The sequence below is a fragment of the Flammeovirgaceae bacterium SG7u.111 genome (assembly GCA_034044135.1).
GTDB lineage: Bacteria > Bacteroidota > Bacteroidia > Cytophagales > Flammeovirgaceae.
Genome location: CP139021.1, coordinates 3599371 through 3622565 on the forward strand (window position 1 = coordinate 3599371; position 23195 = coordinate 3622565).

Below are 23195 nucleotides of genomic sequence, written 5' to 3' on the forward strand. Positions count from 1 at the left end.
ATTAGGGTTTGAAGAATGATTTACAAGCCCCACTTTGATGTCAGGCGTCCAAACTCGACTTCATTGCAGGGTTTATTTAAAAGCCTCAATTAGGGACTGTTACAGCAGTCCTTTTTTTTAATTATGTAGTCTGCTTGTTAGAATTTTGACTTATGTAAATAAGATAAAGCAAAATTGATATATTTTACATTATTCAATGTTTTTTGTACTTATACTACATTTATTAACGCCACAAATGTAGTTTTTTAAGCTTCCCCTATTGTTTAAACTTCTTTACAGAATCTTTAATAATAATACTAAACAACACACACCCGCCCCTATTTAAATTAACAACAAGGTTAAGTTAAATAGATCATTAAATGTTATTTGCATAATTTTTATAGTCTAAAACAGGTACTAGCGCATTAAGCTTAATGTGGAAGTCATTTCAGCTCAACAAATAATTCACAAACCCAAGAGTGACCATTGAAATGTATGCTTTACAGACAGTTTATAAAAAAGAAAAATACTCGGCAACATACAAGATATCTCATTTAAGAGATTTTTTTATCTAGTCATTTTACATCAATATTACGTGGATAAAAAAGCCATATGCTAAAGTTTTTTTTGCAGAAAAGAGATAGGATAACAGCCCGAAAAAAATACAAAAAAGTGAATGTTGTCCGATTTTTACAATCATTCCTCCTTCCCCGCCCTTATTATTGTATTACATTATTACATATTGCATTAAGCCATTCTGTTTGTAACTGTTTCAGTCATAATAGATTTCTAAGGATAAGTGCGATATATAGTAGGAGCAAAATTAATTAATGTGAGCTATGAAAGGCCTTCACCTCAGGTGAGGGCCTTTTTTCATGCTTTAACAAAAATCTGTATATGGATTATATTTATCTTTTGATAAGATAGTGTAGTATTATTTTATGTTTTACAATATCCAAACATAAAAAAGGCACGAGCGATTACTCGTGCCTATTGCAAAGTTGAATATTCTAGTAAGACTTATTCCCCAGCCAACTGATACATTTCTTTGCCTGCCAAAAGAAAAGCCCCTGTGGCATACACATGCGATTCATCTTCGAAGAACGGATACGGATCGCCTGCAACTTGCTGTACAAAGCCTAATCTTCCTTCTGAGCTTACATTGTTGCAAAGGGCTTTCCAAGCTTTTTCCACCTGAGGCTGGTATTTCTTGTCTACCAATCCGTTGTTCAAGCCCCAAGCTAGAGCGAAGGTAAAGAAAGAACTACCGCTCGATTCGCCTTGGTCGAGGTATTCAGGGTCGAGCAAACTTACTCGCCACAGCCCGTCTTCGTCTTGGATGGAAAGTAGTTTATGCGCCATTTCCTTGTATTGTTGCTCAAACTTCGCCCGGTTGGCATAGTCTTTTGGAAGATGGGTCAAAAGCCTTGCAAGCCCGGCCACAACCCAACCGTTGCCCCTGCCCCACATGATTTTTTTGCCGTTGTCAGATCTTCTTTCAAAGTACCTGTCATCACGGAAATAGAGCGAATCTTCCTTTGAATACAGGTAATCGGAAGTCTTCCACCACTGGGTATCCATATAATCTAAGTATTTTTCCTGACCTGTCACTTCCCACATTTGCACAAACGACGGCGGTCCCATATACAGCGCATCGCACCAGCTCCACCATTCGAGGTGGTAAGGATTATCTTTAAAGCGAACATCGGTAATTTTCTTATACCTCCTAGCCAAATGAATATCAAAAGTATAGAGAGACTTATCGATCATTTTTGGATCTTTTTCCAAGCTATTTAGCCAAGCCCAGTTATCAATAATGGTCAATCTATCGGCATGATAAATGTCGGCAATCGGTGTCCAGTTATTGATCTGCCCCACATTCAACATTTCGTTTTTATAGCGATCTTCACCAGTAAGCTCATACAAAGCTCGTACGCCAGTCCAAAGTGCGCCATAATGCCAATCGTGGAGTTTGTATTTATACCTTGGGTTGGACAAATGCCAATCTGCCGTTTGGCGCATGATATTTTCAATGTCCTCTTTTGCCAAAGGGTTGGTAATTGCCGGAGATAAAACATCCATCTGAATTGCTGTTTGATACCTGTCTTTAAACCCTTTCCCAACTTTTTTCACATAACCTGCATAGGCAAAATGAACATACTTCGTGTTCTGCATCCAAAGTACTTGAACGGGGTTGCCCTCTTCAGCTCCTCGCACCGCAAACGGACGGATGCTGTTTTTACTAGAGCCTTCGGTGATTTTCTCCACGCTCCACGATTTCCCTAAGTTCTTGGTCGTCCATTTTTCAATCTCAAAGATGCTATCACGCTTCACGGAAAGGTACACTGTATTGGGTGTTTCATGGTCAATATTCATCCCACCAGAGTAATTTGGTTCAGGCTCTACTACGCCTTCGGGGGTTTCGGGAAACCAACCTCCAGAGTTGATCAGGTCATAATTGTTCCACTTGCCTTTGCTCCAATTTGCATAGCAATAAATATGGTTTTTATCATCAGGGAATTTTGCATAAGCAATAATCGGATTGCCGCTTTCGTCTTGGGCAATATCCCAGTTCCAAGCTTTTGCTCCACCCGCTTTTCCACTATACACCATATCAACCTCCGATGGCAACACGGGTACGTCATCCAAGTCCTTTATTTTAGAACCATCGGCTTTATAAAAAGCACCTGCTTGATAGTACATGTAATAAATGCTGTTTTCCTTTTCCCTTCGAGGGTGACCATCGGTAACGGTGATGTGGATTCTGTCTTTTCCATTCGAATAGATTTTGGTGTAAGGTCTACGGAATTTGTAAATAGCTTCGGGCATAAAGAATACTTTCCCTTTTGCCCAAGTATCGCCATTATCGTCAGAAAAAGAATAGCTAGGTTTGCCATCTACCCCTCTCCAAAAGAGGTAAATCCTACCTTTTTCCCCAGATAGCTTTATAGGGTTGGTGTAGGTATGGTTCAATGAGCCACGGTCTTTCAGCGCTTTATCGTTTAAATGAAGCTCTTTCACTTCACCCCAACTTTCAATACTTTCCGCTTCAGTCGCTTTTACTATATATAGTGGCTGCGTTCCCTGCATGTGCCGATTAAAAAACACCAATAGCTTTCCTTCTTCATCAAACAAAATAGAAGGATTGTCATGGTCATCTACTTCAAGGCTATCGAACAAAACAGTTGAATGGATTTCTTTGGTATCGTGGTCGTAATACCCAATGGCAATGTCGCCATAGTTGTCTACCCAACCCGAATAGGTGCGCTTATGTTTCCCTTCATAATACACCGCCCTTGGGTCTGAAAACCAGCACCATGCACCATTGAAAGTCATGGATTGGTACTCTTCGGAAGTAGGAGCGGGTTCTTTGGACAGTTTGTACTTTGAAAATTTCTGTGCATAGCCAAACTGGATACACACCATCATAAACACTAGTAAAATGGTAATCTTTTTCATAAACATATTTTGTAGAATTGGTTGTAATTAAAAAGTATAGCGAAAGCTTATCACTTGCGCTTGAAATTGTATTCAGTATCTTGAATCATTCGCCCTCTATTTCACTCTCCATACACTCCCGTATACCCTTTTTCTAGCAATGGCATTAATTCAGCTTCTACTTCAGGATGCATTTCAATCACGTTTTCAGTCCCATTTGGGTCGTTTAATTGGTCAAACAACTCCAATACTGGTTTTTCTTTACGGTAATATTTATTTAGCCTGTATTGAGCCGTTCTGAGGGAAAGTCCTCCTTTATAATAGCTATAAGCAGCTTCTTCCCAGTTTTCGGAAGCAGGGTTTTCTATCAGCGGGAGCAAGCTTCTTCCTTTGGTTTCATAAGGCATCGGGATTGCGCACAATTCCATCAGCGTTGGGTAAATATCGACAGTGCCTACTACTTTTTCTATTTGCTTCCCTCCTTTGTTCGGAACATGCATCATCAGCGTAGAATGAACTGCCCTGTCCATCAGTGTATGCTTGCCCCAAACCCTGTGGTCGCCGAGGTGCCAACCGTGGTCGCCCCAAACTACCACTATCGTATTTTCTGCCAAACCTAGGTCATCCAGTTCCTTCAAAACCTTTCCTATTTGAGCATCTATGTAACTTACACAAGCCGCATACGCATGTCCCAGTTTTCTGGAATACTCATCTGAAAGAGCCGAGTCCAATGTAGCTTTTTCTTCGCCCAATTTATAATTATTGAACTCGCCCATGGTTTGCAAACTGCTCCTATGGACATTTTTAGGGAGATAATTGTTAGGCGTAAGCGGAATGTCTTCTCGCTCGTACAAATCCCAGTATTTGGCAGGCGCAGTGAATGGTAAATGAGGTTTGAAAAAGCCTAGACCAAGGAAAAAAGGCTGCCCTTTTCCCTTCAATTCTTGTAACTTTCCAATGGCTTGCTGGGCAATGATACCATCTATATAGCCTTCATCCCCCACCTCGGCTTTTTCGTAGGGCTTCACCTGCCCTTTTAGTGTATTTCGGTTCGATCCATCGGCATAGCCAAAAAAGGAATTGTGCCCCGAGCCCCATTTCTTCGAATCCAGCAACATTTCATCCCAGCTATGCGGAAGCTCCCATTTATCGCTCACTGGCTCGGTATAGCCATACACCCGCCCGTCAGGATGATGGGTGATTTTACCGATCCCCACTGTATAATAGCCGTTTCTTCTTAACTGATGAATAAATGTCTCAGGCAATTCCCCTTCAGGCTTTCCTGTCAAGGCTTTTACCGAAGCACTGTTTTTAATATCATCCAGCGATTGTGGCAGCCTTCCAGTAAGCAAACTGTGGCGAGAAGCTCCGCAAGTGGGCACGGAGACAAAATGTTTTTTGAAAAGAATTCCCTTTTGGGCAAAGTTATCAAGGTTAGGAGAATGAATGTAATCTTTGCCATAGCAACCCAACTCAGGGCGAAGATCGTCCACGCAGATGAAGAGTACATTTGGCTTTTGGGTATCGGCAACGTCTTCTTTTGAAGAACAAGAAGAAAACAGGAGGAAAAAGCAAAAAAGCCCCCCATAAAAAAATACTGGGTACTTCATTATTGATAGTTTTAAGTTCAGGTATTGGTGAGTTTTTGCGAAATTTAAAACATAAAGAGGACTTTTTGGAGGAATGGGAAGGGAAAGTCCTAGTTAGCAATAAAATTGCACGACCTTAGTCGATACTACGCATGAAAAGCTACACGAAGCAAGGAAAAAAGCACTCATCTTTTTCCTCAATTACCTATAGTTCATTAGCTTTATAAAAAACCACAACCAATTGCACAGATGTACGAACTCAAAAGACTAATAGAAGCCTACAAACAAATAGATTTTTCCAATAGAAAAGCAGCTCTTGCTACCGTAGTGAAATTATATGGATCCTCTTACCGTAGGCCAGGCGCCAGGATGCTGGTGACAGACGATGGGCATTGGACGGGAGCTATCAGCGGTGGCTGCCTCGAAGGTGATGCGCTAAGGAAAGCCAGAAAGGTGATGAACGAGGGCAAGCCCGCTCTGGTCACGTACGATACTATGAGCGATGGCAGCACCGAAATGGGCATCGCCCTAGGCTGCAATGGCATCATAGATGTCCTCATTGAGCCGCTGAACCCAAACAACACCGAAAACCCAATTCATATCTTAGAAAAAGCAATAAGTGACGATAGGCTCTCGGTAATTGGTACTGTTTACAAATCGGATGAAGAAGACGTTTTTCCTGGAGAACGGTTGATGATTGACTACACAGGTAAGGAAATCTCTACTATAAAAGGGAAAAACTTGTACAACCTGCTCACCTCCGATATTCATAAAGTGGTAGAAGATGGAAAATCAGTTTCCAAAATTTATGAGATTATCCAAGGGAAAACAGAGGTCTTTTTTGAGGCAATTTTGCCGGGGATCAGACTGGTGATTTTTGGAGGAGGCTACGACGCTGTTCCTATGTGCCAGCAAGGCGCTTCCCTCGGCTGGGATGTAACCGTCACCGACAACTGCATTGCTCACCTCGCCCCCAAGCGCTTTCCTGCTGCCAAAGAAATTGTGGCCGCCGAATTTGATCAGTTCTTGGACAAAATCTCCATCAACCAATACACCGCCATCATCCTCATGAGCCACGACTACTACAAGGACTTGGCAGTACTGAAGCAAGTCCTCAAATCGGAAGCGAATTACATTGGAATTTTAGGACCGAAAAAGCGGGGAGAAAAAATGAAAGAAGACCTCTCCGCAGAAGGCATCACGCTCAGTGAATTCGATATAAAGAGAATCCATAACCCCATGGGGCTAGACATTGGCGCAGAAACGCCTGAGGAAATCGCCCTTTCTACCCTAGCCGAAATCCAAGCACATTTTAGCAACAGAAAAGGAAGCCAACTGAAGGAAAAAGATGGCTACATCCACGAAAGAACCGAACGAGGGCTAGACCCAAAACTTTCGGGTAAGTTGAAACCGACTTCTTGTAGTTTGCCTAAGAAGGGATAGGAGGTTTGTTTTCGCAATACTTAATCTTTGGAGCGGATACTAGTAAAGCTTAAAACCTATACTTGATCAACAACGTTACCCCTCACCTCTCTCCAGCAATTTAAAAAATCAGCACAACTTGATTTTGAGTGGTTTTTCCTGTAAACTCAAAGAAACAACCGCAACATAAACCGAATTTCCATGGTCTCACCAAGCACTGCTATTGCCTTTAATCGAGAAGGGTATTCAGATGACGAGTTGAAAAAACTGTACCTAGCCCTGCTCAAACCAAGAACCATTGAAGAGAAAATGTTGATTTTGCTCAGGCAGGGGAAAATCAGCAAATGGTTTTCGGGGATAGGGCAAGAAGCCGTTGCCGTTGGAGCTGCAATGGCAATGGAAAAAACTGATTTCATCCTCCCCTTGCACCGAAACCTTGGCGTTTTCACCACTCGTAACACCCCTTTGGAAAAGCTGTTTGCTCAGTTCCAAGGAAAGAAATCGGGTTTCACCAAAGGGCGTGACCGATCCTTCCATTTCGGCAGTTTGCCACACCACATCGTTGGTATGATTTCCCACCTGGGCGCACAGCTTTCCGTAGCATGCGGTATAGCCTTGGCGGAAAAACTGGATGGAAACCAAGCCGTCACCCTCGCATTTTCAGGCGATGGGGCAACTTCGGAAGGGGAATTTCACGAAGCCATGAACCTTGCCGCCGTGTGGGATTTACCTATCATCTTTGTAGTGGAAAACAATGGTTACGGCCTTTCTACCCCTTCTTCCCAGCAGTTTCGCTGCGAATATTTGTCCGACAAAGCAAAAGGCTACGGAATGGAATCGGTTAAATTGGAAGGGAACAATATTTTAGAAATGTACGATGGTATAAAGAAGGCAAGGGAGTTCGTTGTAGGCAATTCGAAGCCTATTTTTGTGGAGGCAATGACATTTCGGATGAGGGGGCACGAGGAAGCTTCAGGGAACAAATACGTCCCCAAACTGCTTTTGGAAGAGTGGGCTACAAAGGACCCAATTATCAATTTTGAGCAATTCCTACTGACTGAAAAAATCATCTCAAAAGAATTAATTGACTCATCAAAAGAGAAATTTAAATTGGAAATCAATAAGGCTTTGGAAGTAGTTTTTAAAGAATCCAAAGCTGAAAGCTGTCCCGAAGAAGAACTTGGAGAGGTATACGCCCCTTCTTCCTACAAAGAAATCCAACCCGAACTTTCTTCCACCAAAACACTCCGGCTAATAGATGCTATAAGAGATGGGTTAGATCATTCTATGGAGCAATTCCCCGAGCTTGTGCTGATGGGGCAAGATATTGCAGATTACGGAGGCGTGTTCAAAGCAACGGAAAGCTTGATGGAAAAATACGGAAGTACTCGCGTGCGAAATACACCGCTTTGCGAATCGGCTGTAGTTGGAGCAGCCTTGGGGCTTGCTATAAAGGGTAAAAAAGCGATGATGGAAATGCAGTTTGCCGACTTTGCCACTTGCGGATTCAATCAAATTATCAATAATTTGGCAAAAATCCATTACCGCTGGGGGCAAGCCGCCGATGTAGTTGTCAGGATGCCAACGGGAGCTAGCATGGGGGCTGGTCCTTTCCATTCCCAATCCAACGAAGCTTGGTTTTTCCATACCCCAGGTCTTAAAGTGGTTTATCCTTCTACTCCATCAGCGGCCAAAGGCTTGCTATGCGCTTCTTTTTCCGACCCCAATCCTGTTTTGTTTTTCGAACACAAAACGCTTTACCGCTCCATAGAAGAGGAAGTTCCCGATGGATTTTACACTTCTGAAATAGGAAAAGCAAAAATAGCGATGAAGGGAACTACATTGAGCATCATCACCTATGGTCTTGCTGTTCATTGGGCATTGGAATTAGCCGAAGAAGTTGGAGATGGGTTAATCGAGGTCATAGACTTGCAAACATTATTACCTTGGGACAAAGAGACGGTAAAAGCTTCGGTAATGAAAACAAACAAGGTATTGGTGTGCAATGAAGACTGCCTTACGGGAAGTATTTCTGGGGAAATAGCAGCATGGATAGGAGAAAACTGTTTTGAATATCTAGACGCTCCCATAATGAGGGAAGGCAGCTTGGATACTCCCATTCCTTTTTCAACCAAACTAGAGGATGAGTTTCTGCCTAAGCAGCGGATTCGAGAGAAGGTAAGAGCTTTATTGAATTATTAGGATAGCCCTAAAATAAAAACTACTTCCATTTATTAATGGAAGCAGTCCGAATAGAAGATAAATTTAACTGAAACTATAAAACTTTATACTTTGTGCCTGTTAACAGATAGTAGTTAGGCGAATGTTTTTATTATGATTGAGAATTGAAGTTCTTTTCTATCATTTGTGTTTATTACTTAACTCAAATGTAAGGGGGAAACTATAAAATTCCTAGTTTACGTCCTTTGCCCAGTCCTTACCCCATGTGCATTTAACATGTAAAATTTATAGCTTTACATACACAAAAATGGGAAAATGGCAGAAAAACAACTTCAAATCATAGCCTATCGGGAAATTCAAAAAAGACAATTATCAAAATAATTCAGTTTTAGGCGAGTTAAAACGCTCTCCAAACTATCACAGTCCTAATTTTACACCGTTTTAAGCAATTCTCTCACCCAAGTAAGGAATTCTAGCTTTTTCAACAAAAACATCCTCCAAAGTGGCGCTCTATTTTGAGAGTAGCTGCAAATGAGCAAAGATATCCATGCAAACAGCCACTCCTACATGTACAATGATCCCTCCAAACACGCTTCGGGAATAATAAGCGATTACCCCTAACACATAGCCGCCTACTATGGAGGCAAGCGTTTCGGGCATTGGTTTTCCAAAATGCAGGATGCAATACAACGTCACCATGAGCCAAACTGAAGCCCCGCCCATATATTTTTGCAACCTCATGACAATGAAGCCCCTAAAGAATAGCTCCAGACACACGAATTGGCAGATATAGAATAGTTCAAATATTAAAACTGAGCTCCAGTAGTTTGTCTGCGAAGCAAGAATAGGCACATCCGCAGGCTTGTAGAATGGATAAACTTTTTGAAAACCTGCTGAAAAAGAAGCTCCTGCCAAGAAAGGAAGAGAAATAAGCAAGAGGAAAATATAGGGCTTAGCATCAAACCCTTTCCTAGTTAATCCATAGAAGTTGTCAGGATATTTTTTTTTGTCTATGACCAGCCAATAGGAAATGGGGAGTAAAAAATATAGAAAAACACTATTGGATGAGAAAATGAGTTTCCCAAAAAAAGCAGGAATAGTTGGGGCAAATGTGCGAATAAGTTCTGGTCGGTAAAGGCTAAGGCAATACCTCAACACAAAAAGCACCGTAAGGATTAGCAAAGAATCAATCCAAAACCCTTTTTTCTTAAAGAAATTTTCCTGAGGCTTTTTGAACAGGTAATACAAGCCCGCTGCTGTGTAAAAAGGTACAGCATAAAGCAAAAATCCCCACAAATACCTATACTCAAGCCCCCAAAAGCGAACATTGGTACCTGTTGAATATTTCCAAAAAATCAGCCCTCCCAACAAAACGAGCCAAGCTAGAAGGAAGCGTGGCTCGTAAAATTCTGAATGATGTTTTTTTAGACTCGAAATAATCTTTTTCACGTGAGTATCTATCTATGGTAGGAGGAAAACAAACTCATCACTTTTAACTGGATCACTCCTAAAAAGGCTTCTTTGAATATTTTTGAAGACATTTTAGATGTCCCTTTAGTCCTATCGGTAAAGATGATAGGCACTTCTTTTATCTTAAAATCATATTTCCAAGTCTTAAATTTCATTTCGATCTGGAAAGCATACCCTACAAACTTGACCTTATCCAAATTGATCGTTTCCAACACTTTTCGGGTATAGCATTTGAAACCTGCCGTAGCATCGGCAACTGGCATTCCCGTGATAAACCTCACATACACACTAGCAAAATAAGACATCAACACTCGCTTCATGGACCAGTTGACCACATTGACACCTGTAGCGTATCGAGACCCGATCGCCATATCGAAACCTTCTTCGGCACATGCCGCATGGAGCTTTACCAAATCGTTTGGATTGTGGGAAAAATCCGCATCCATTTCGAAAATATAGTCAAAGCCATTTTCGAGGCAATACTTGAAACCGGCAATATAAGCCGTTCCTAATCCCGACTTTTCTTTCCTCTCCAACAAATGAACCCGTCCTTCAAACTCTTTTTGAAGTTTTTTCACCACATCTCCAGTTCCGTCTGGCGAATTGTCATCTACTATGAGAATATCTGCTTCTATTGGCAATGCCAACACCGTCTTCATTATAGCTTCAATATTTTCTATCTCATTGTAGGTCGGTATAACAATAATTTTCTTGTCCACTTACGTATTAGTCTGTTTGAGCTCTTGCGAGCAGTCTATATTTATATATTAATTATTGGTCTTCTATTGTTTTCAAATCCACTGCTACCACAGTTGAAACCCCCTGTTCTACCATAGTGACGCCATAAATAACATCGGTGCTGGACATGGTTCTCTTGTTGTGGGTAACGACTATGAACTGTGAGTTCTTCGAAAACTCTTTGATGATATTATTGAACTTATCAATGTTCGCATCATCAAGCGGAGCATCCACTTCATCAAAGATACAGAAAGGAGCTGGCTTGAGCAGATAAATTGAAAACAACAATGCCGTTGCTGTCAAGGTTTTTTCTCCACCAGACAACTGATTGATAGTCAATGGTTTTTTCCCCTTAGGTTGAGCAATGATTTCAATCTTTGAATTCAGAGGGTCGCTTTCGTCTACTAAAATTAAATCGCAGCTGTCTTCTTGGGTAAAAAGCGAACGAAAGACCCTTTTGAAATCCTCTCGAATCTGAAGAAAAGCAGCCATAAAATTCTCTTTGGCCACCGTATCTATTTCTGAAATAGTCTCCTCCAGTGAAGCAATTGCCTTCTCCAAGTCTTCCTTTTGTTCCAATATAAAGTCATGGCGCTCTTTTATTTCGTTATAGGCTTCTATTGCCATATGGTTGATGGCACCCATCTTGTCCATCCGCTCCTTTATCTTGGTTACCTCTTCCCGTAGGTATTCTACCGTAAGCTCAATCACTTCCGTATTCTCCAGCATCTCTTCAAAGTCCAGGTCAAACTCCACCGAGATTCTTTCCTTCACAGACGACATCTCCATACGCGTGTTGCTAACCTTTTCCTTCAACTCCATCATAACAGCACCTATACTGTCTTTCTTTTGCCTAACCTCCCTCGTTTGCTTTTCAATCTCCGAGATGTTTCCACGAGAATTATAGTATTCTTTTTCTGCTTCATTTACCGCACCTTCTATCCCCTCTTTCTCAGCATACATTTCTATAAGCAGTTGCTCATTGTCCCCAGAAGACTCTTGCAAATGGCGGATTTCATCTTCTGTGTGTTTCAGCTCGCTTTTGTTGTTGTCAATTCGGGCATTTCCCCGTTCAAATGAAGTCTCCTTATATTCAATCTCTTTTTCGGTACTTTCTAACTTATTGCTCTGCTGGTGAAAGAGTATATTTTGCTGGTTGAAAGCTGCCGATTTTTGGGCAAGCGCTTCATTTTCTTGCTCCAAATCATCTCTCAAATAATCGTATTGCTCTTTTAACTCTACCAATTCCTTTTCATCGTCTTCTAATTGCGGAGCTGTCTGATGCACACTGTCCGTTAGCTGGGCAATCTTTTCAGTGATAGCCTCCCTCCTGTTCTCCTTATCTTGCAATAGCGAGATAAATTGTTCCTTTCTCGTTTTCACTGTTGCATACTCTTGCCCCAAAAGGTTGATTTCTTCTTGCAGTGCAAGCATGTCTTCCCGTGGCAAATTTTCTTTGAGTGAAGCCAAATCATTTTGCCTTTCCTCAATGATTTTATCTAGCTCTCTGTTTTTCACCTGAAGCTCTTTTATCCGTAAAGCCAGTTTATCTATATTTTTTGCTCGCCCTATTTTTTTTCCTTCAAACAAGCCAACCGACCCCCCAGAAATGGTATATTTCTGCTTGATGATTTTTCCATTTTGGGTTATAAAAACCAACTCATCATCGGAAGGAAGGTGGTCTTGGTTCTCGGTAACCACGTAGACTTTTTCGAGAAGATAATAAGCGAGTGCTTTATACTTTTCATCGTACTCTACAATGTCAAGTGCTGAAATAGCATCTTCAAATTGTTTTTGGCTAGAAGGCTTATAATGTTTGAATTCATCAAGCAGCAAAAAATTGCCTTTCCCTTTTGCCGCATCGCTGAGCATATTTACAGCCTCAAAAGCTTGTGCTTCATTTTCCAGTACATAATAATTGAGGTAAGGCTCTAGGTAATTTTCAACCGCAACTCTGTATTTTTCATCACAGGTAATGATGTCGGAAAGTAAAGGTGCATTTTTACCCCACGGTGTATTTTTCTTTAAAAACTTGATAGCTTGCGGATATCCTTCCAAGTTGTCGAGCATGGACTTGGTAAGGCTATATTCGTTTTGTTTGGCATCAAGCTCTCTCAAAGTCTTTGCTTGCTGCTGTTGAAGCGATTGCAAGGATGCCTCATTCGATTTGATTTGAGCATCAATTTCCGTTTGCTTTTGTTGCAACGATTGCAAGCGTTCTTTTTTAACTTTTAGCTGCCCTTCAAATTCAGCGATTTTCGCATCAAAATCCTCAAGGTTAGCTGTGCTTTCCGTAGAATTTTCCGATTCCCGTTCAAGCTCCTGTTTCAAGGAATTGATCTGAACTTGGTTAATCTCCAAAGTTTTCTTTTGGTGGAAAACCGAAGCTTGCTTGCTTTGGATACGCACATCCAGCTCTTGGGAGGTTGTTTTCAAACTCGTTGTTTTTTGCTTTTGCTCCTCATATTCTTTCTTGAGTTGCTCCACCAAAAACTCCGTTTCCCTCAATATTTTTTCTAACTGCTCTTGCTCCCTCACCAAGCCTTCTAGGCTAAATTTAGCCCTATCACTACTTTTCACATCTTCGTCTAATTGGTTTTGAAGCTTGGTAGCCCGCTCAGTCAAAAACTTCAAGCGCTCGTTCTTTATCTTTTTCTCGCTTTCAAACTGACGGATTTTATGAACATGCTCGTTCAACGTTTTCTGCCGGCTCGAAAGCAGTTTTTCTTTTTGGATTAAGGAAGCTTGCTCTTTTTCAATTTCAGCATCGAACTGAGCTAACTGACTTTCTATCTGATGCTGTCTATCTGTTTCAGCATTAATTCGCTGATTGAGACTTTCCAGCAAATCAATTTGTGCACTTACCGATTTCTTTGCGAGCTGAAGGCTTAACCGGCGATATTCCTCCTTCATTTTCAAATATCGCTCAGCTTGCTTGGCTTGCCGCTCTAGCGAACGCATGTTCTTCTCAATCTCAAATACCAAGTCCTCTACCCTTTCCAGGTCTGCATTGGTATCGCTGAGCTTTTTGAGTGTTTCCTTTTTCCGTTTTTTAAACTTTGAAATACCTGCTGCTTCTTCAAAAAGCCCTCGCCTCGATTGGTTTTGATCGTTCAAAATCTCATCGACCATTTTTAGCTCTATGATAGCATAACTATCTGACCCTATGCCCGTATCCAAGAAAAGTGTTTGGATGTCTTTCAGCCTACAACTCACTCCATTGAGCAGATATTCACTTTCTCCAGAGCGGTAGTAGCGGCGGGAAATCGTTACTTCAGAATATTCGGTTGGGAGAAGGTTTTTTGTGTTTTTAAAGCTAAGGGAAACTTCTGCCATTTGGAGCGCACGCCTGTTTTTCGTCCCATTGAAAATTACGTTTTCCATCTTGTCGGAACGTAAAGCTTTTGAGCTCTGCTCACCAAGCACCCAACGAATAGCATCAACCACATTAGACTTGCCGCTACCGTTTGGCCCCACAACAGCTGTCACCCCTTCATCGAAGTTAAAAACAACCCTGTCTCCAAAACTTTTAAAACCCTTTATTTCAAGCTTTTGTAATAACATCTCCCGACAGTTTAAATCTTGCTGCCTTTTTTTTAATAGTTGGAAAAACAAAAAAACACGCTACGAAAGAAATCCTCCGCCCTCAAAAAGAGGTATTCGAGCAATTTATAAAAATTCGCTCAATCCAAATAGCTTTTTGCTAAATTGAGCTGCAAATCTACGCTGCAAAAGCTTTCTGAGAAGCTATGGTGGCAAAAATAAAATATTTTGTAGATTTGTTATGATTGGAACAGCAACTTGGAAAGGTTCAACTTATTAATCTTTTCAAGAAGTAACCCTCCAACCTACTTCAGGTTCAAAACACCGAAGCTAAAAACAAACATATGGACTCATTTGGTGAAATCATCGAAATATTAGCCTCGCTTTTAGGCATTCTTTTTTACTTCTTCCTCACATCTAGGAGAAAGAACCAGAAAAAAGCTGCACCTAAAAATACAGCACCAAAACCGTCGATGCCGGGTAGAGAGGAAGCGCCAGGACGAAATATAGAAATGCCCTCAGAAGAAATTTTTGACGAAGATGATTTCCACAAGAGCTTTGGATCCCCATCGAGTTATGAAGAAGAGGAGGATAAAGTCCCGCAAGAATCGCCAGGTGAAATTTCATTTAAAGAACTGCTCGAACAATTTACCCAGCCAAACAGGGAGGTAAAAAAGGTGCAAGAGATAGAAGAAGAGCCTGAAATCATCTATAACACACCCTTGATTTCTAATACAGAAGTTCCAGTCACTAAAACTATTAGTAAAGATTTAAGTATACCTAAGATAATTCCTGACTCACCCAAAGTTGAAATCAAACTCAAAGAAAATGACGATGAATTCAGCGCTTACAAAAAGAAGGAAAAGGAAATTAATAAATATACAAAAATGCTCAAAAACCCCGAAACGCTAAAAGACATGTTGGTGGCAAAAGAGATTTTTGACAGGAAGTATTTCTAGTATTTATTCAAAATAATGCCCCGCTTCTTACCACAAGGTAAAAAGAAGTTTTTAAGTCTAATCAGGTAGGTGTCCTCAAAACTAGTCTGCCAGTGTAGGTTATACTTCTGAAAATGATTTACGAACAAGGATTAATAACGAATAGCCATTTTAGAAGTAAAAAAACTATTGAACCACCATGGTTTTATGAAATTTAGCCTTCGAAAATCACACATCTTCATTCGTTAATCGATATTCAAATTATCAGCTTTTAGCATTCTTTACTGATTATCAGTTAATTACAAACCCTTCCAATTTCCCCTTTGAGCCCCGGGATACCTCCTAGGCTGTCGGCTAAGTGCCAGAGTTGGCAAGTTTTTGAAGTATCCTGCTCATATTCCAAAGAATTGACCCCTAAAAAATATACTGCCGCAGGGCTTTGAGGATTCACCTCTAACGACTGTTCTATCAACTCTTTAGCCGCTTGCATTTCACCTGTTTTTTGTAAAGCTATTCCTTTACCTAGCAACGCTTTAAAATCGTTTGGAAAAACAGAAAGGACTTTCTCATACGTGCCTTTTGCTTTTTCAAACTGTTGCTTTTGGTAGAGAAGAATATCACCGCAGCTATTTAAGGCATCTGCATCGTTGGGGATTTGCAGCAATACCTTTTCAAAATCAGAAAAAGCATCATCGTATCTTTCTAACTTAAGACATAGAAAACCTCTTTTTTTGTAAAATCCCACATCTACTGGCTTTTCAGCAAAAGAGATTGCTTCATTGTAATATGTCAACGCTTTTTGAAACGCTTCATCATGGTCTTCAGCCATTAGCCCGGCAAGAAAAAGCGCATCACTATTTTCATCATTATGCCCCAAGGCTATCCCTAAATAATAATTGGCATCAGAATAATTTCCAGCATTATAAGCCGCAACTGCTATTTCGTAATTATGCTCCGAAGCAATTTTCCCCATAAAGTACACAAAACTTCCAATTAACAGCATAATCCCAACAGCTCCCGCTATTACGGCATAAATAAACTTTCCGGGCTTATAGGGTACTTTTTGTTTGAAAACAGGCGGAGGTGGCTTGGGTTTAGGCTGTGCTTTTTGCTGTGGAGTTTCGGCTGTAGCAGCAAATGCATGTTCGAGTGCCGATACATCAACCGAAGTCAGAAAGTCATAATTGGCTCGCTTATTCGGATCAGACAAAACCTGATAGGCTTCGTTTATCTCGGCAAATTTGTCGTGGGCATGCTGATTGTCGGGGTTCTTGTCAGGGTGGAATTTGACAGCAAGTTGTTTGTAGGCTTTTTTAATGGCTTTTTCATCAGCATTTGTGCTTACGCCCAGTACCTTATAGTAGTTTTTCAATCCTAAAAGTTAAAAATGTGAATGCTTTGTACAGTTTATACCTATGAAACAAAATTTGTGCATTTTGTTTTGAATTAAACCGTTCTCACAAGTATAACCTCAAAAAAATATCATTCGTCTTTGTTGTCGTACATAAAATCAATAGTATCATCATCTTCATCCGATTTGTACCCAAGCCTATCTTTCAACTTTTTGTCTACCACTTTTTTATTGAGAAATTGGTTGAGCTTGTCAATAGGAAAGGTGCTTTCAATCTCCCCAAACTCATTTATCTTGATATCGAAACCATTTAAATCATTGTGAACCTTTGGTTTATCCGAATCTTTTTTGTTTGATTTTGCCATAACTTTAGCCTTTTTAATTCCACTATTTTTCCCAAGTTGCCTTATACAAGCTTACTAAAAATTCTCCTTATTCCCTATGATATGAATCAGTAAGGCAAGTAGTTATTCCTTACGTTTCACATATTATTATAGTTTTAATAGATTTGATAAGAGCTTGTTTAAAGGTTAAGTTTTTATGCGAAACCGCATAAGGTTTAAGGTTTTCGCAAAGGAAGAACAATAGGGGAATTCAAGTATTCTCTAGATTAGAATCAATATAATTACAACAAAAAAACGAAGATGGAAAAAGCAATACAAGCAACCATACCAGCAAAACAACAGCGCCTTATTTCCCTAGATGCTTTCCGAGGTTTCACAGTCATGCTGATGATCACAGTGAACAACCCGGGTTCATGGAGCCACGTTTACCCTCCCTTGCTCCATGCCGAATGGCACGGCATCACTCCTACTGACTTAGTGTTTCCCTTTTTCCTGTTTATAGTAGGCGTCTCTATCGTATTGGCTTACAACAAAAGAGTGGAAGCAGGAGCGCCTAAAAAGGATATGTACAAAAAAATCATTAGCCGGTCGCTAAAAATATTTGCGCTAGGCATGTTTCTCAGCCTTTACCCACGGTTTGATTTTATGAATATCCGAATCCCTGGGGTTTTGCCGCGTATCTCAATCGTGTTTTTTGCTTGTGCCATGCTCTTTCTAAATACCGACTGGAAAACACAGTTGAAACTCGGGGCAGGTACATTACTCGTTTACTGGCTTGCCATGGAACTAGTTCCCGTACCAGAAGTTGGCGCAGGCTCACTAGAACCAGGGAAGAACCTAGCCGCTTGGATAGATAGTGTACTGATCCCAGGAAGAATGTACCGAGGCACTTGGGACCCAGAAGGGATTTTGAGCACCTTTCCCGCAATAGTTACGGGCATCACAGGCATGCTTGCTGGTAAAATAATTGTAAGCAACAAAGAGCAAACTCAAAAATTAATTTGGCTCTTTTTCGGAGGCTTTATCGCCTTGGCAGCCGGGGCACTTTTCCATTATATCTTCCCTATCAACAAAAACCTTTGGACAAGTTCTTATGTGCTTTTCACTTCTGGTCTTGCAGCACTTACCTTGGCCGCTAGCATTTATTTTATAGACATATTGGGATATAAAAAATGGACAAAACCCGGGATTATGTTTGGGGCAAACGCCATTACCATTTACGTGCTTTCGGGCATGTTGCCTTTTTTATTTTCCTATAACTTGGGAAGCGAAGAATCTTCCTTTTCGATTATTAGCCTTATAATGGGTGCGGCAACTTCTTTAGGAGCAAGCATGAAACTCACCTCCCTTACCTATGCCATCTTCTTTATAGGCATTTGCTTTATTCCAGCATACATACTTTTCAAAAAGAAAATATTCATCAAAGTATAAGCTTCACATGCATATACATGCTAAAATCGTATATGGCATGTTTTTGCTTTATTTTTTCAAAAAGATATTACCTTTGTAATATACCTACCAAACATAAAAAGCCTTCAACTTGCTAAACCCGCACCCTTCATTTAAAGAGGGTCAATACAAATCAATCATTATCATAATGAAAACAAGAACTACTTTAGCTACACTCATTTGTCTGTTCCTTCTATGGGGCTGTTCAGAGGAAATCCCTAAATCAGAATTAATAAAACCCATTATTAAAAACATACAGGAAAACTATGCCCCAGACAAGCGCGTCGCCTTGTTCAATGTGGATATAGTTGTAAATGGGGAGAATATCATTTTCGTTGGAGAAACAGATAATCCTGAAGCCAAAAAAGCGCTTTTGGACAAGGCCAGGGGCTCAGGTTTCTTTGTGCAAGACGATATTGAATTGCTTCCAAACCAATCGGTAAAGGATGAAGAATGCGGTGTAGTAAGCGTATCTGTTGCAAATCTTCGCTCTGATCCTAAGCACTCGGCAGAACTTGCCACCCAAGCTACCTTGGGCACTCCACTTAAAGTGCTTAAGAAAAATGGTAGTTGGTATTTGGTTCAAACACCTGACAAATACATCTCTTGGGTTGACCAAGGCGGTATTGCAACCATGAGCAGAGCCAAATACAAACAATGGTTAGGTCTAAGAAAAGTAGTTTATACTCGACCTTTAGGCTTTGTATATGAAAGCAATGACAAAACAAGCCCAACAGTTTCAGATTTAGTTGGAGGAGATATCCTTACTTATTTGGAAGATGACGGCAAATTTTTTAAAGTGTTGTTTCCCGATAAAAGGATTGGATATGTTAGCATGGAAGAAGCGCAAAGCCTTAACACATGGTTGGAAAACATCGCAATTTCTGAAGAAAGCCTCGTCGCAACTTCTAAGCTTTTTATGGGTGTCCCTTACCTCTGGGGTGGAACTTCTTTCAAAGGCGTCGATTGTAGCGGTTTTACCAAATCAATTTACTTCATGAATGGTATGGTGATTCCTCGCGATGCTTCCCAGCAAGTATTTGAAGGAAAAGAAATTGAAACTACCCATGACTTCAATGACCTCAGGCCAGGTGACTTGCTGTTTTTTGGAAGACAGGCGACCGAAAGTACCAAAGAAAAAGTGGTCCACGTAGGAATGTGGATTGGCAATGATGAGTTTATCCATTCATCGGGGCAGGTGAGGGTAAGCAGCATGAACCCAAAGGCAAGCAACTACGATGCTTATGAAAAAGGAAGGTTTTTGAGGGCGAAAAGAATTCTTTCACATCAAAACGAAAACTTGCTAAGCCTTAAAAGCACAAATATTTTCCAGCAGACTTCAGCCAAAAAATAAAAGGTTTTATAACTTGGCAATCAATCTTAGCCTGTCTAAATTCAGCCTTCATTTGGGTAAAAACCTAAATGTAATCACCCTTACTAAAAAAGATAAAAACTGATGAAAATAGAAAAATTAAGTAAAATCGCCATCATTGCACACGATGGTAAAAAAGCGGAAATGGTCGCTTTCTTAAAAGATTATGTGAACGATTTGGACGGGGTAGATATAGTAGCGACAGGGACTACGGGTAAATTCGTTGCCCAAGCAGGTCTCAAAGTTGACGCTAAACTTTCAGGTCCCCTTGGTGGTGACGCACAAATTGCGGCTATGGTAGTAGAAGAGCAAATACAAGCTGTGTTCTTTTTTAGAGACCCACTTGGCAAGCATCCTCACGAACCTGATGTTCAGATGCTTATGCGACTTTGTGACTTACACAATGTACCTCTTGCTACCAATCCAGTAACCGGTCGTTTTCTGATTAAGGGAATGATCGATTCTTTTAACGAAAAGGAGGGCAAATAAACCTTTTTCCACCCAATGGCATAAGCAAGGCCAACAGGTTGAAAGCTACATCATCAGACACTCCTCAGTCAATAAAACCCACAGCCATGTCGATCAATAACCGAAGGTCATTCGTAAAGAAATTATCAGCACTTCCACTTCTCGCCACACCTACACTTATTTCATTTTCGAAGAGTAACGAGAATGCCATCATCAAGCCCCCAAAGCTTGAAAAAGGGCAGACGATTGGGATAATCACTCCTGCATCGGCAGTGCCAGATGAGGAAAAGTTGAGAGCAGCGGGGAAAACCTTAGAAGAAAAAGGCTACAAAGTAAAGTTTGGGGAACATGCTTTTGGAAGATGGGGCTACCTTTCTGGTACAGATGAAGAAAGGGCAGGCGATTTAAACAAAATGTTTGCCGACAACGAAGTGGATGCAATTATGTGTTCCAGAGGTGGCTGGGGCGGTGCTAGGCTACTCGAACTTATCGATTATAATGCCATCAAAAAGAATCCTAAAGTTTTGGTGGGCTATAGCGATGTCACTTCTTTGCTAAATGCCATCTTTGCCAAAACAGGCCTGATCGCTTTCCACGGCCCCATGGGCCTTTCCGATTGGAACCCTTTCACCAGCAAAAATTTTGACAAGGTGATTGTGAAGGAAAAGCATTACTCGCTAAAAGGAGGAAAGAAAGACGAGGAAGATTTGGTAACAGGAAGGTTCGTTATAAATGAGGGCAAAGCATCGGGCACATTGGTTGGAGGAAACCTCACAGTGCTTTGCGGAATGGTTGGTTCAAGTTATTTACCTGACTTTGAAGGCAGTATTTTGCTATTGGAAGATGTGGGAGAAGCCGTGTACCGAATTGACCGCTACTTGGTACACCTCAAGCTTGCGGGAATTTTGGATAAAGTAGCAGGTATAGTTTTTAGTAGCTGCAACGATTGCGACCAAGGACCTAGTGACAAAGGGTTTTCACTTAAACAAGTACTTGAACAACACATCAAGCCACTAGGTGTTCCAGCGTTTTATGGAACTATGGTTGGTCACCTCAATGAACAATACACCTTGCCCGTAGGTGCAAAAGTGGAGGTAAATGCTAAAAGATCAAAGATCAAGCTTTTAGAAGCTGCAGTTTCATAACAAAACACTGATATGGAAGCACAATCACTCAGGGAAGCCGCTATCCTCACCTTTACGTTCAAGTTTGTCGATAAAAATGGCAAAAGTGATGGCTTTATATCTAAGTTAGGTAGAATAAATAGAGGGGGGCTCATCTTGGACGAGAGTACTATTATGTACCAAGATATTTACCGAGTGGAGCGATTCAAAAATAAGATAGTTGTAGTGCTCATGCCTTTTTCTGCTATTGGTCCTGCAATAACGGAACATATATTTGAAGACTACACTAGCATTATGCTACATATCAGCGGTTTTGCCGAGCGGGTGCAATCCATCATCAATAAAAGGGTTTCGAACGCTCGCTTGCTTGACAAAAAGCGATCAATGACGCCAGAAGAGGTCAAGGAAAGGTTTCGGGTGATCGACTGCCCCAATTGTGATGCCACCCTCGATCTCACCGATTTGAAACCTTCTCAGTATATTTTTTGTAAATACTGCGATTCGCTTTTCGACAAGCACAAATACTTGATTCCCGGTGGGGAAGATTATAGAAATTGTCCAGAAACATCTCTTTTTGATAGGGTCAGGAGCAACTCGGAATACTCATTTTATGCAACTCGCCAATCTTTTGCCTTCCGGGTTCGTCGCTACCAATGCGGGGATACTTTTGCCCACATTCTTTTCCAAAGAAACATATTGAAAAACTTTACGCTCCTCATCGGTGTACCTTTAGCTTTGTATGCAAAATATAGGTCTACAAACGGCAGAAGCCCTGCTTACCCTGAGATGGTAAAAGCAAACCTTCTAGCACTGGAAGGAAAAATAGAAGATGCCGAGATTATTTATAGTAGCCTTTTGATGAGAAACCCAAACCATCCTGGTTTGCACCTGAACCTTGGCTTGGCATACCTCAAAGCCGAAAAAAAGCTGAAAGCACTCAGCCATTTTAGAAGGTCGTTGGAAGGATGCAGCAATTACAAACCTACCTTGAGGATATTGGAAAAATACTCGGATGAAGAATAAACGTAAAAACCCCGTAAGAGGAAACAAAATATCCTCTTACGGGGTTTTAAATATATTTAAAAGACTGACTTATTTGTCTTTTAAAGGAGTCATCATCAAGATCATCCTACGTCCTTCTTGTTTAATGTGTTGCTCCACCTTTCCATATTCGGTCAAGTTTTCGGCAAACCTCTCCAACAAGTCACGTCCTCTGTCTTTATATACAATAGTACGTCCGTAAAACTGAACATACGCTTTTACTTTATTTCCTTCTTTCAAAAAGTTGATTGCATGCTTCGTTTTGAAATCGAGGTCGTGCTGATCTGTATTAGGACCAAAACGGATTTCTTTAATTACCGTTTTGTGAGCTTTCGCTTTCATCTCCTTCTGTCTCTTCTTCTGCTCATATTTAAACTTAGAGTAATCGATTATTTTGCAAACGGGAGGTGATGCATTAGGAGAGATTTCAACTAAATCCAACCCCATATCTTTCGCAATTTTGCGAGCCTCATCAATAGGGTAAATATCACTTTGAATATCTTCTCCTACCAGTCTTACCTTTGGCGCTCTTATTTGATGGTTTATTCTGTGGCGCGGTTCGTTTGACGGTCTTCTAAATGGCTTTCTGATAACTATTAAATTTAGGTTTTACTTAAAATTACTTATTTGACTAGATAACCAAGCTAAAAATTAGTGGCATTGTATTTAGTCATCAATATAAAGATATTTTTTTTGTTAAAAAACTGTATTGCAAAATTAAAGATAAGATACCTTAAAGGAAACTATA

16 protein-coding genes are annotated in these 23195 nt (G+C 40.7%); 8 read left to right on the plus strand and 8 right to left on the minus strand.

Features of this window, described 5'->3' with window-relative positions:
- Window positions 1–999: 999 nt before the first annotated feature.
- Window positions 1000–3438: a glycoside hydrolase family 88 protein gene (locus tag R9C00_13915; protein ID WPO38552.1), complete on the minus strand. Its 2439-nt coding sequence runs from the start codon at window positions 3436–3438 to the stop codon at window positions 1000–1002.
- A 101-nt stretch (window positions 3439–3539) separates the two neighbouring features.
- Window positions 3540–5027: a sulfatase gene (locus R9C00_13920; GenBank protein ID WPO38553.1), complete on the minus strand. Its 1488-nt coding sequence runs from the start codon at window positions 5025–5027 to the stop codon at window positions 3540–3542.
- A 228-nt stretch (window positions 5028–5255) separates the two neighbouring features.
- On the opposite strand from R9C00_13920, the gene R9C00_13925 reads away from it, so the two are divergent.
- On the plus strand, window positions 5256–6449 hold the full coding sequence (locus tag R9C00_13925; protein ID WPO38554.1) for an XdhC/CoxI family protein: 1194 nt from the start codon (window positions 5256–5258) through the stop codon (window positions 6447–6449).
- A gap of 180 nt (window positions 6450–6629) precedes the next feature.
- On the plus strand, window positions 6630–8630 hold the full coding sequence (locus tag R9C00_13930) for a dehydrogenase E1 component subunit alpha/beta (protein ID WPO38555.1): 2001 nt from the start codon (window positions 6630–6632) through the stop codon (window positions 8628–8630).
- Window positions 8631–9119: 489 nt separating this feature from the next.
- Here R9C00_13930 and R9C00_13935 read toward each other — a convergent pair whose 3' ends face one another.
- Genes R9C00_13935 through smc form a run of 3 tightly spaced genes read right to left on the minus strand, consistent with a single transcriptional unit; the run spans window position 9120 to window position 14381 of the window.
- Complete coding sequence (locus tag R9C00_13935) at window positions 9120–10058, minus strand: CPBP family intramembrane glutamic endopeptidase (protein ID WPO38556.1); 939 nt, start codon at window positions 10056–10058, stop codon at window positions 9120–9122.
- A gap of 8 nt (window positions 10059–10066) precedes the next feature.
- Window positions 10067–10798 (minus strand): polyprenol monophosphomannose synthase, encoded by a 732-nt coding sequence (locus R9C00_13940; GenBank protein ID WPO38557.1) that lies wholly within the window; start codon window positions 10796–10798, stop codon window positions 10067–10069.
- A 52-nt stretch (window positions 10799–10850) separates the two neighbouring features.
- Window positions 10851–14381 carry a chromosome segregation protein SMC gene (gene smc / locus R9C00_13945; protein WPO38558.1) on the minus strand — a complete coding sequence of 1177 codons (3531 nt, stop codon included), beginning with the start codon at window positions 14379–14381 and terminating at the stop codon, window positions 10851–10853.
- Between the two features lie 323 nt (window positions 14382–14704).
- On the opposite strand from smc, the gene R9C00_13950 reads away from it, so the two are divergent.
- Window positions 14705–15319, plus strand: coding sequence for a hypothetical protein (locus tag R9C00_13950; GenBank protein WPO38559.1), 615 nt, complete (start codon window positions 14705–14707; stop codon window positions 15317–15319).
- Between the two features lie 274 nt (window positions 15320–15593).
- On the opposite strand, the gene R9C00_13955 is transcribed toward R9C00_13950, so the two are convergent.
- The gene (locus R9C00_13955; GenBank protein WPO38560.1) at window positions 15594–16670 is read right to left on the minus strand and encodes a DnaJ domain-containing protein; all 1077 of its coding nucleotides are present in this window, start codon (window positions 16668–16670) and stop codon (window positions 15594–15596) included.
- A 110-nt stretch (window positions 16671–16780) separates the two neighbouring features.
- Complete coding sequence (locus tag R9C00_13960) at window positions 16781–17014, minus strand: hypothetical protein (GenBank protein ID WPO38561.1); 234 nt, start codon at window positions 17012–17014, stop codon at window positions 16781–16783.
- 279 nt (window positions 17015–17293) lie between these two features.
- Here R9C00_13960 and R9C00_13965 point away from each other — a divergent pair, with 279 nt between their 5' ends.
- The 5 genes from R9C00_13965 to R9C00_13985 all read left to right on the plus strand — a co-directional run bounded on the left by R9C00_13965 (window position 17294) and on the right by R9C00_13985 (window position 22429).
- Complete coding sequence (locus R9C00_13965; GenBank protein ID WPO38562.1) at window positions 17294–18424, plus strand: DUF5009 domain-containing protein; 1131 nt, start codon at window positions 17294–17296, stop codon at window positions 18422–18424.
- A gap of 166 nt (window positions 18425–18590) precedes the next feature.
- Window positions 18591–19796, plus strand: coding sequence for a C40 family peptidase (locus R9C00_13970; protein ID WPO38563.1), 1206 nt, complete (start codon window positions 18591–18593; stop codon window positions 19794–19796).
- A 102-nt stretch (window positions 19797–19898) separates the two neighbouring features.
- Complete coding sequence (locus R9C00_13975) at window positions 19899–20303, plus strand: methylglyoxal synthase (protein WPO38564.1); 405 nt, start codon at window positions 19899–19901, stop codon at window positions 20301–20303.
- Between the two features lie 86 nt (window positions 20304–20389).
- A complete protein-coding gene (locus R9C00_13980) occupies window positions 20390–21427 on the plus strand; it encodes an LD-carboxypeptidase (GenBank protein WPO38565.1) in 1038 nt (345 codons plus the stop codon).
- A 12-nt stretch (window positions 21428–21439) separates the two neighbouring features.
- Window positions 21440–22429, plus strand: a complete 990-nt coding sequence (locus R9C00_13985; protein ID WPO38566.1) for a hypothetical protein — start codon at window positions 21440–21442, stop codon at window positions 22427–22429.
- Between the two features lie 69 nt (window positions 22430–22498).
- On the opposite strand, the gene infC is transcribed toward R9C00_13985, so the two are convergent.
- Entirely contained in the window at window positions 22499–23044 is a 546-nt protein-coding gene (gene infC, locus R9C00_13990) for a translation initiation factor IF-3 (GenBank protein ID WPO38772.1), read from the minus strand.
- Window positions 23045–23195: the final 151 nt, after the last annotated feature.

Excerpts from the sequence above, each read along its gene's own strand:
- R9C00_13960 (WPO38561.1), bottom strand. The coding sequence starts at position 17,014 with ATGGCAAAATCAAACAAAAAAGATTCGGATAAACCAAAGGTTCACAAT.
- R9C00_13985 (WPO38566.1), top strand. The coding sequence starts at position 21,440 with ATGGAAGCACAATCACTCAGGGAAGCCGCTATCCTCACCTTTACGTTC.
- R9C00_13975 (WPO38564.1), top strand. The coding sequence starts at position 19,899 with ATGAAAATAGAAAAATTAAGTAAAATCGCCATCATTGCACACGATGGT.
- R9C00_13920 (WPO38553.1), bottom strand. The coding sequence starts at position 5,027 with ATGAAGTACCCAGTATTTTTTTATGGGGGGCTTTTTTGCTTTTTCCTC.
- smc (WPO38558.1), bottom strand. The coding sequence starts at position 14,381 with ATGTTATTACAAAAGCTTGAAATAAAGGGTTTTAAAAGTTTTGGAGAC.
- R9C00_13950 (WPO38559.1), top strand. The coding sequence starts at position 14,705 with ATGGACTCATTTGGTGAAATCATCGAAATATTAGCCTCGCTTTTAGGC.
- R9C00_13965 (WPO38562.1), top strand. The coding sequence starts at position 17,294 with ATGGAAAAAGCAATACAAGCAACCATACCAGCAAAACAACAGCGCCTT.
- R9C00_13970 (WPO38563.1), top strand. The coding sequence starts at position 18,591 with ATGAAAACAAGAACTACTTTAGCTACACTCATTTGTCTGTTCCTTCTA.
- R9C00_13925 (WPO38554.1), top strand. The coding sequence starts at position 5,256 with ATGTACGAACTCAAAAGACTAATAGAAGCCTACAAACAAATAGATTTT.
- R9C00_13930 (WPO38555.1), top strand. The coding sequence starts at position 6,630 with ATGGTCTCACCAAGCACTGCTATTGCCTTTAATCGAGAAGGGTATTCA.
- R9C00_13980 (WPO38565.1), top strand. The coding sequence starts at position 20,390 with ATGTCGATCAATAACCGAAGGTCATTCGTAAAGAAATTATCAGCACTT.
- R9C00_13915 (WPO38552.1), bottom strand. The coding sequence starts at position 3,438 with ATGAAAAAGATTACCATTTTACTAGTGTTTATGATGGTGTGTATCCAG.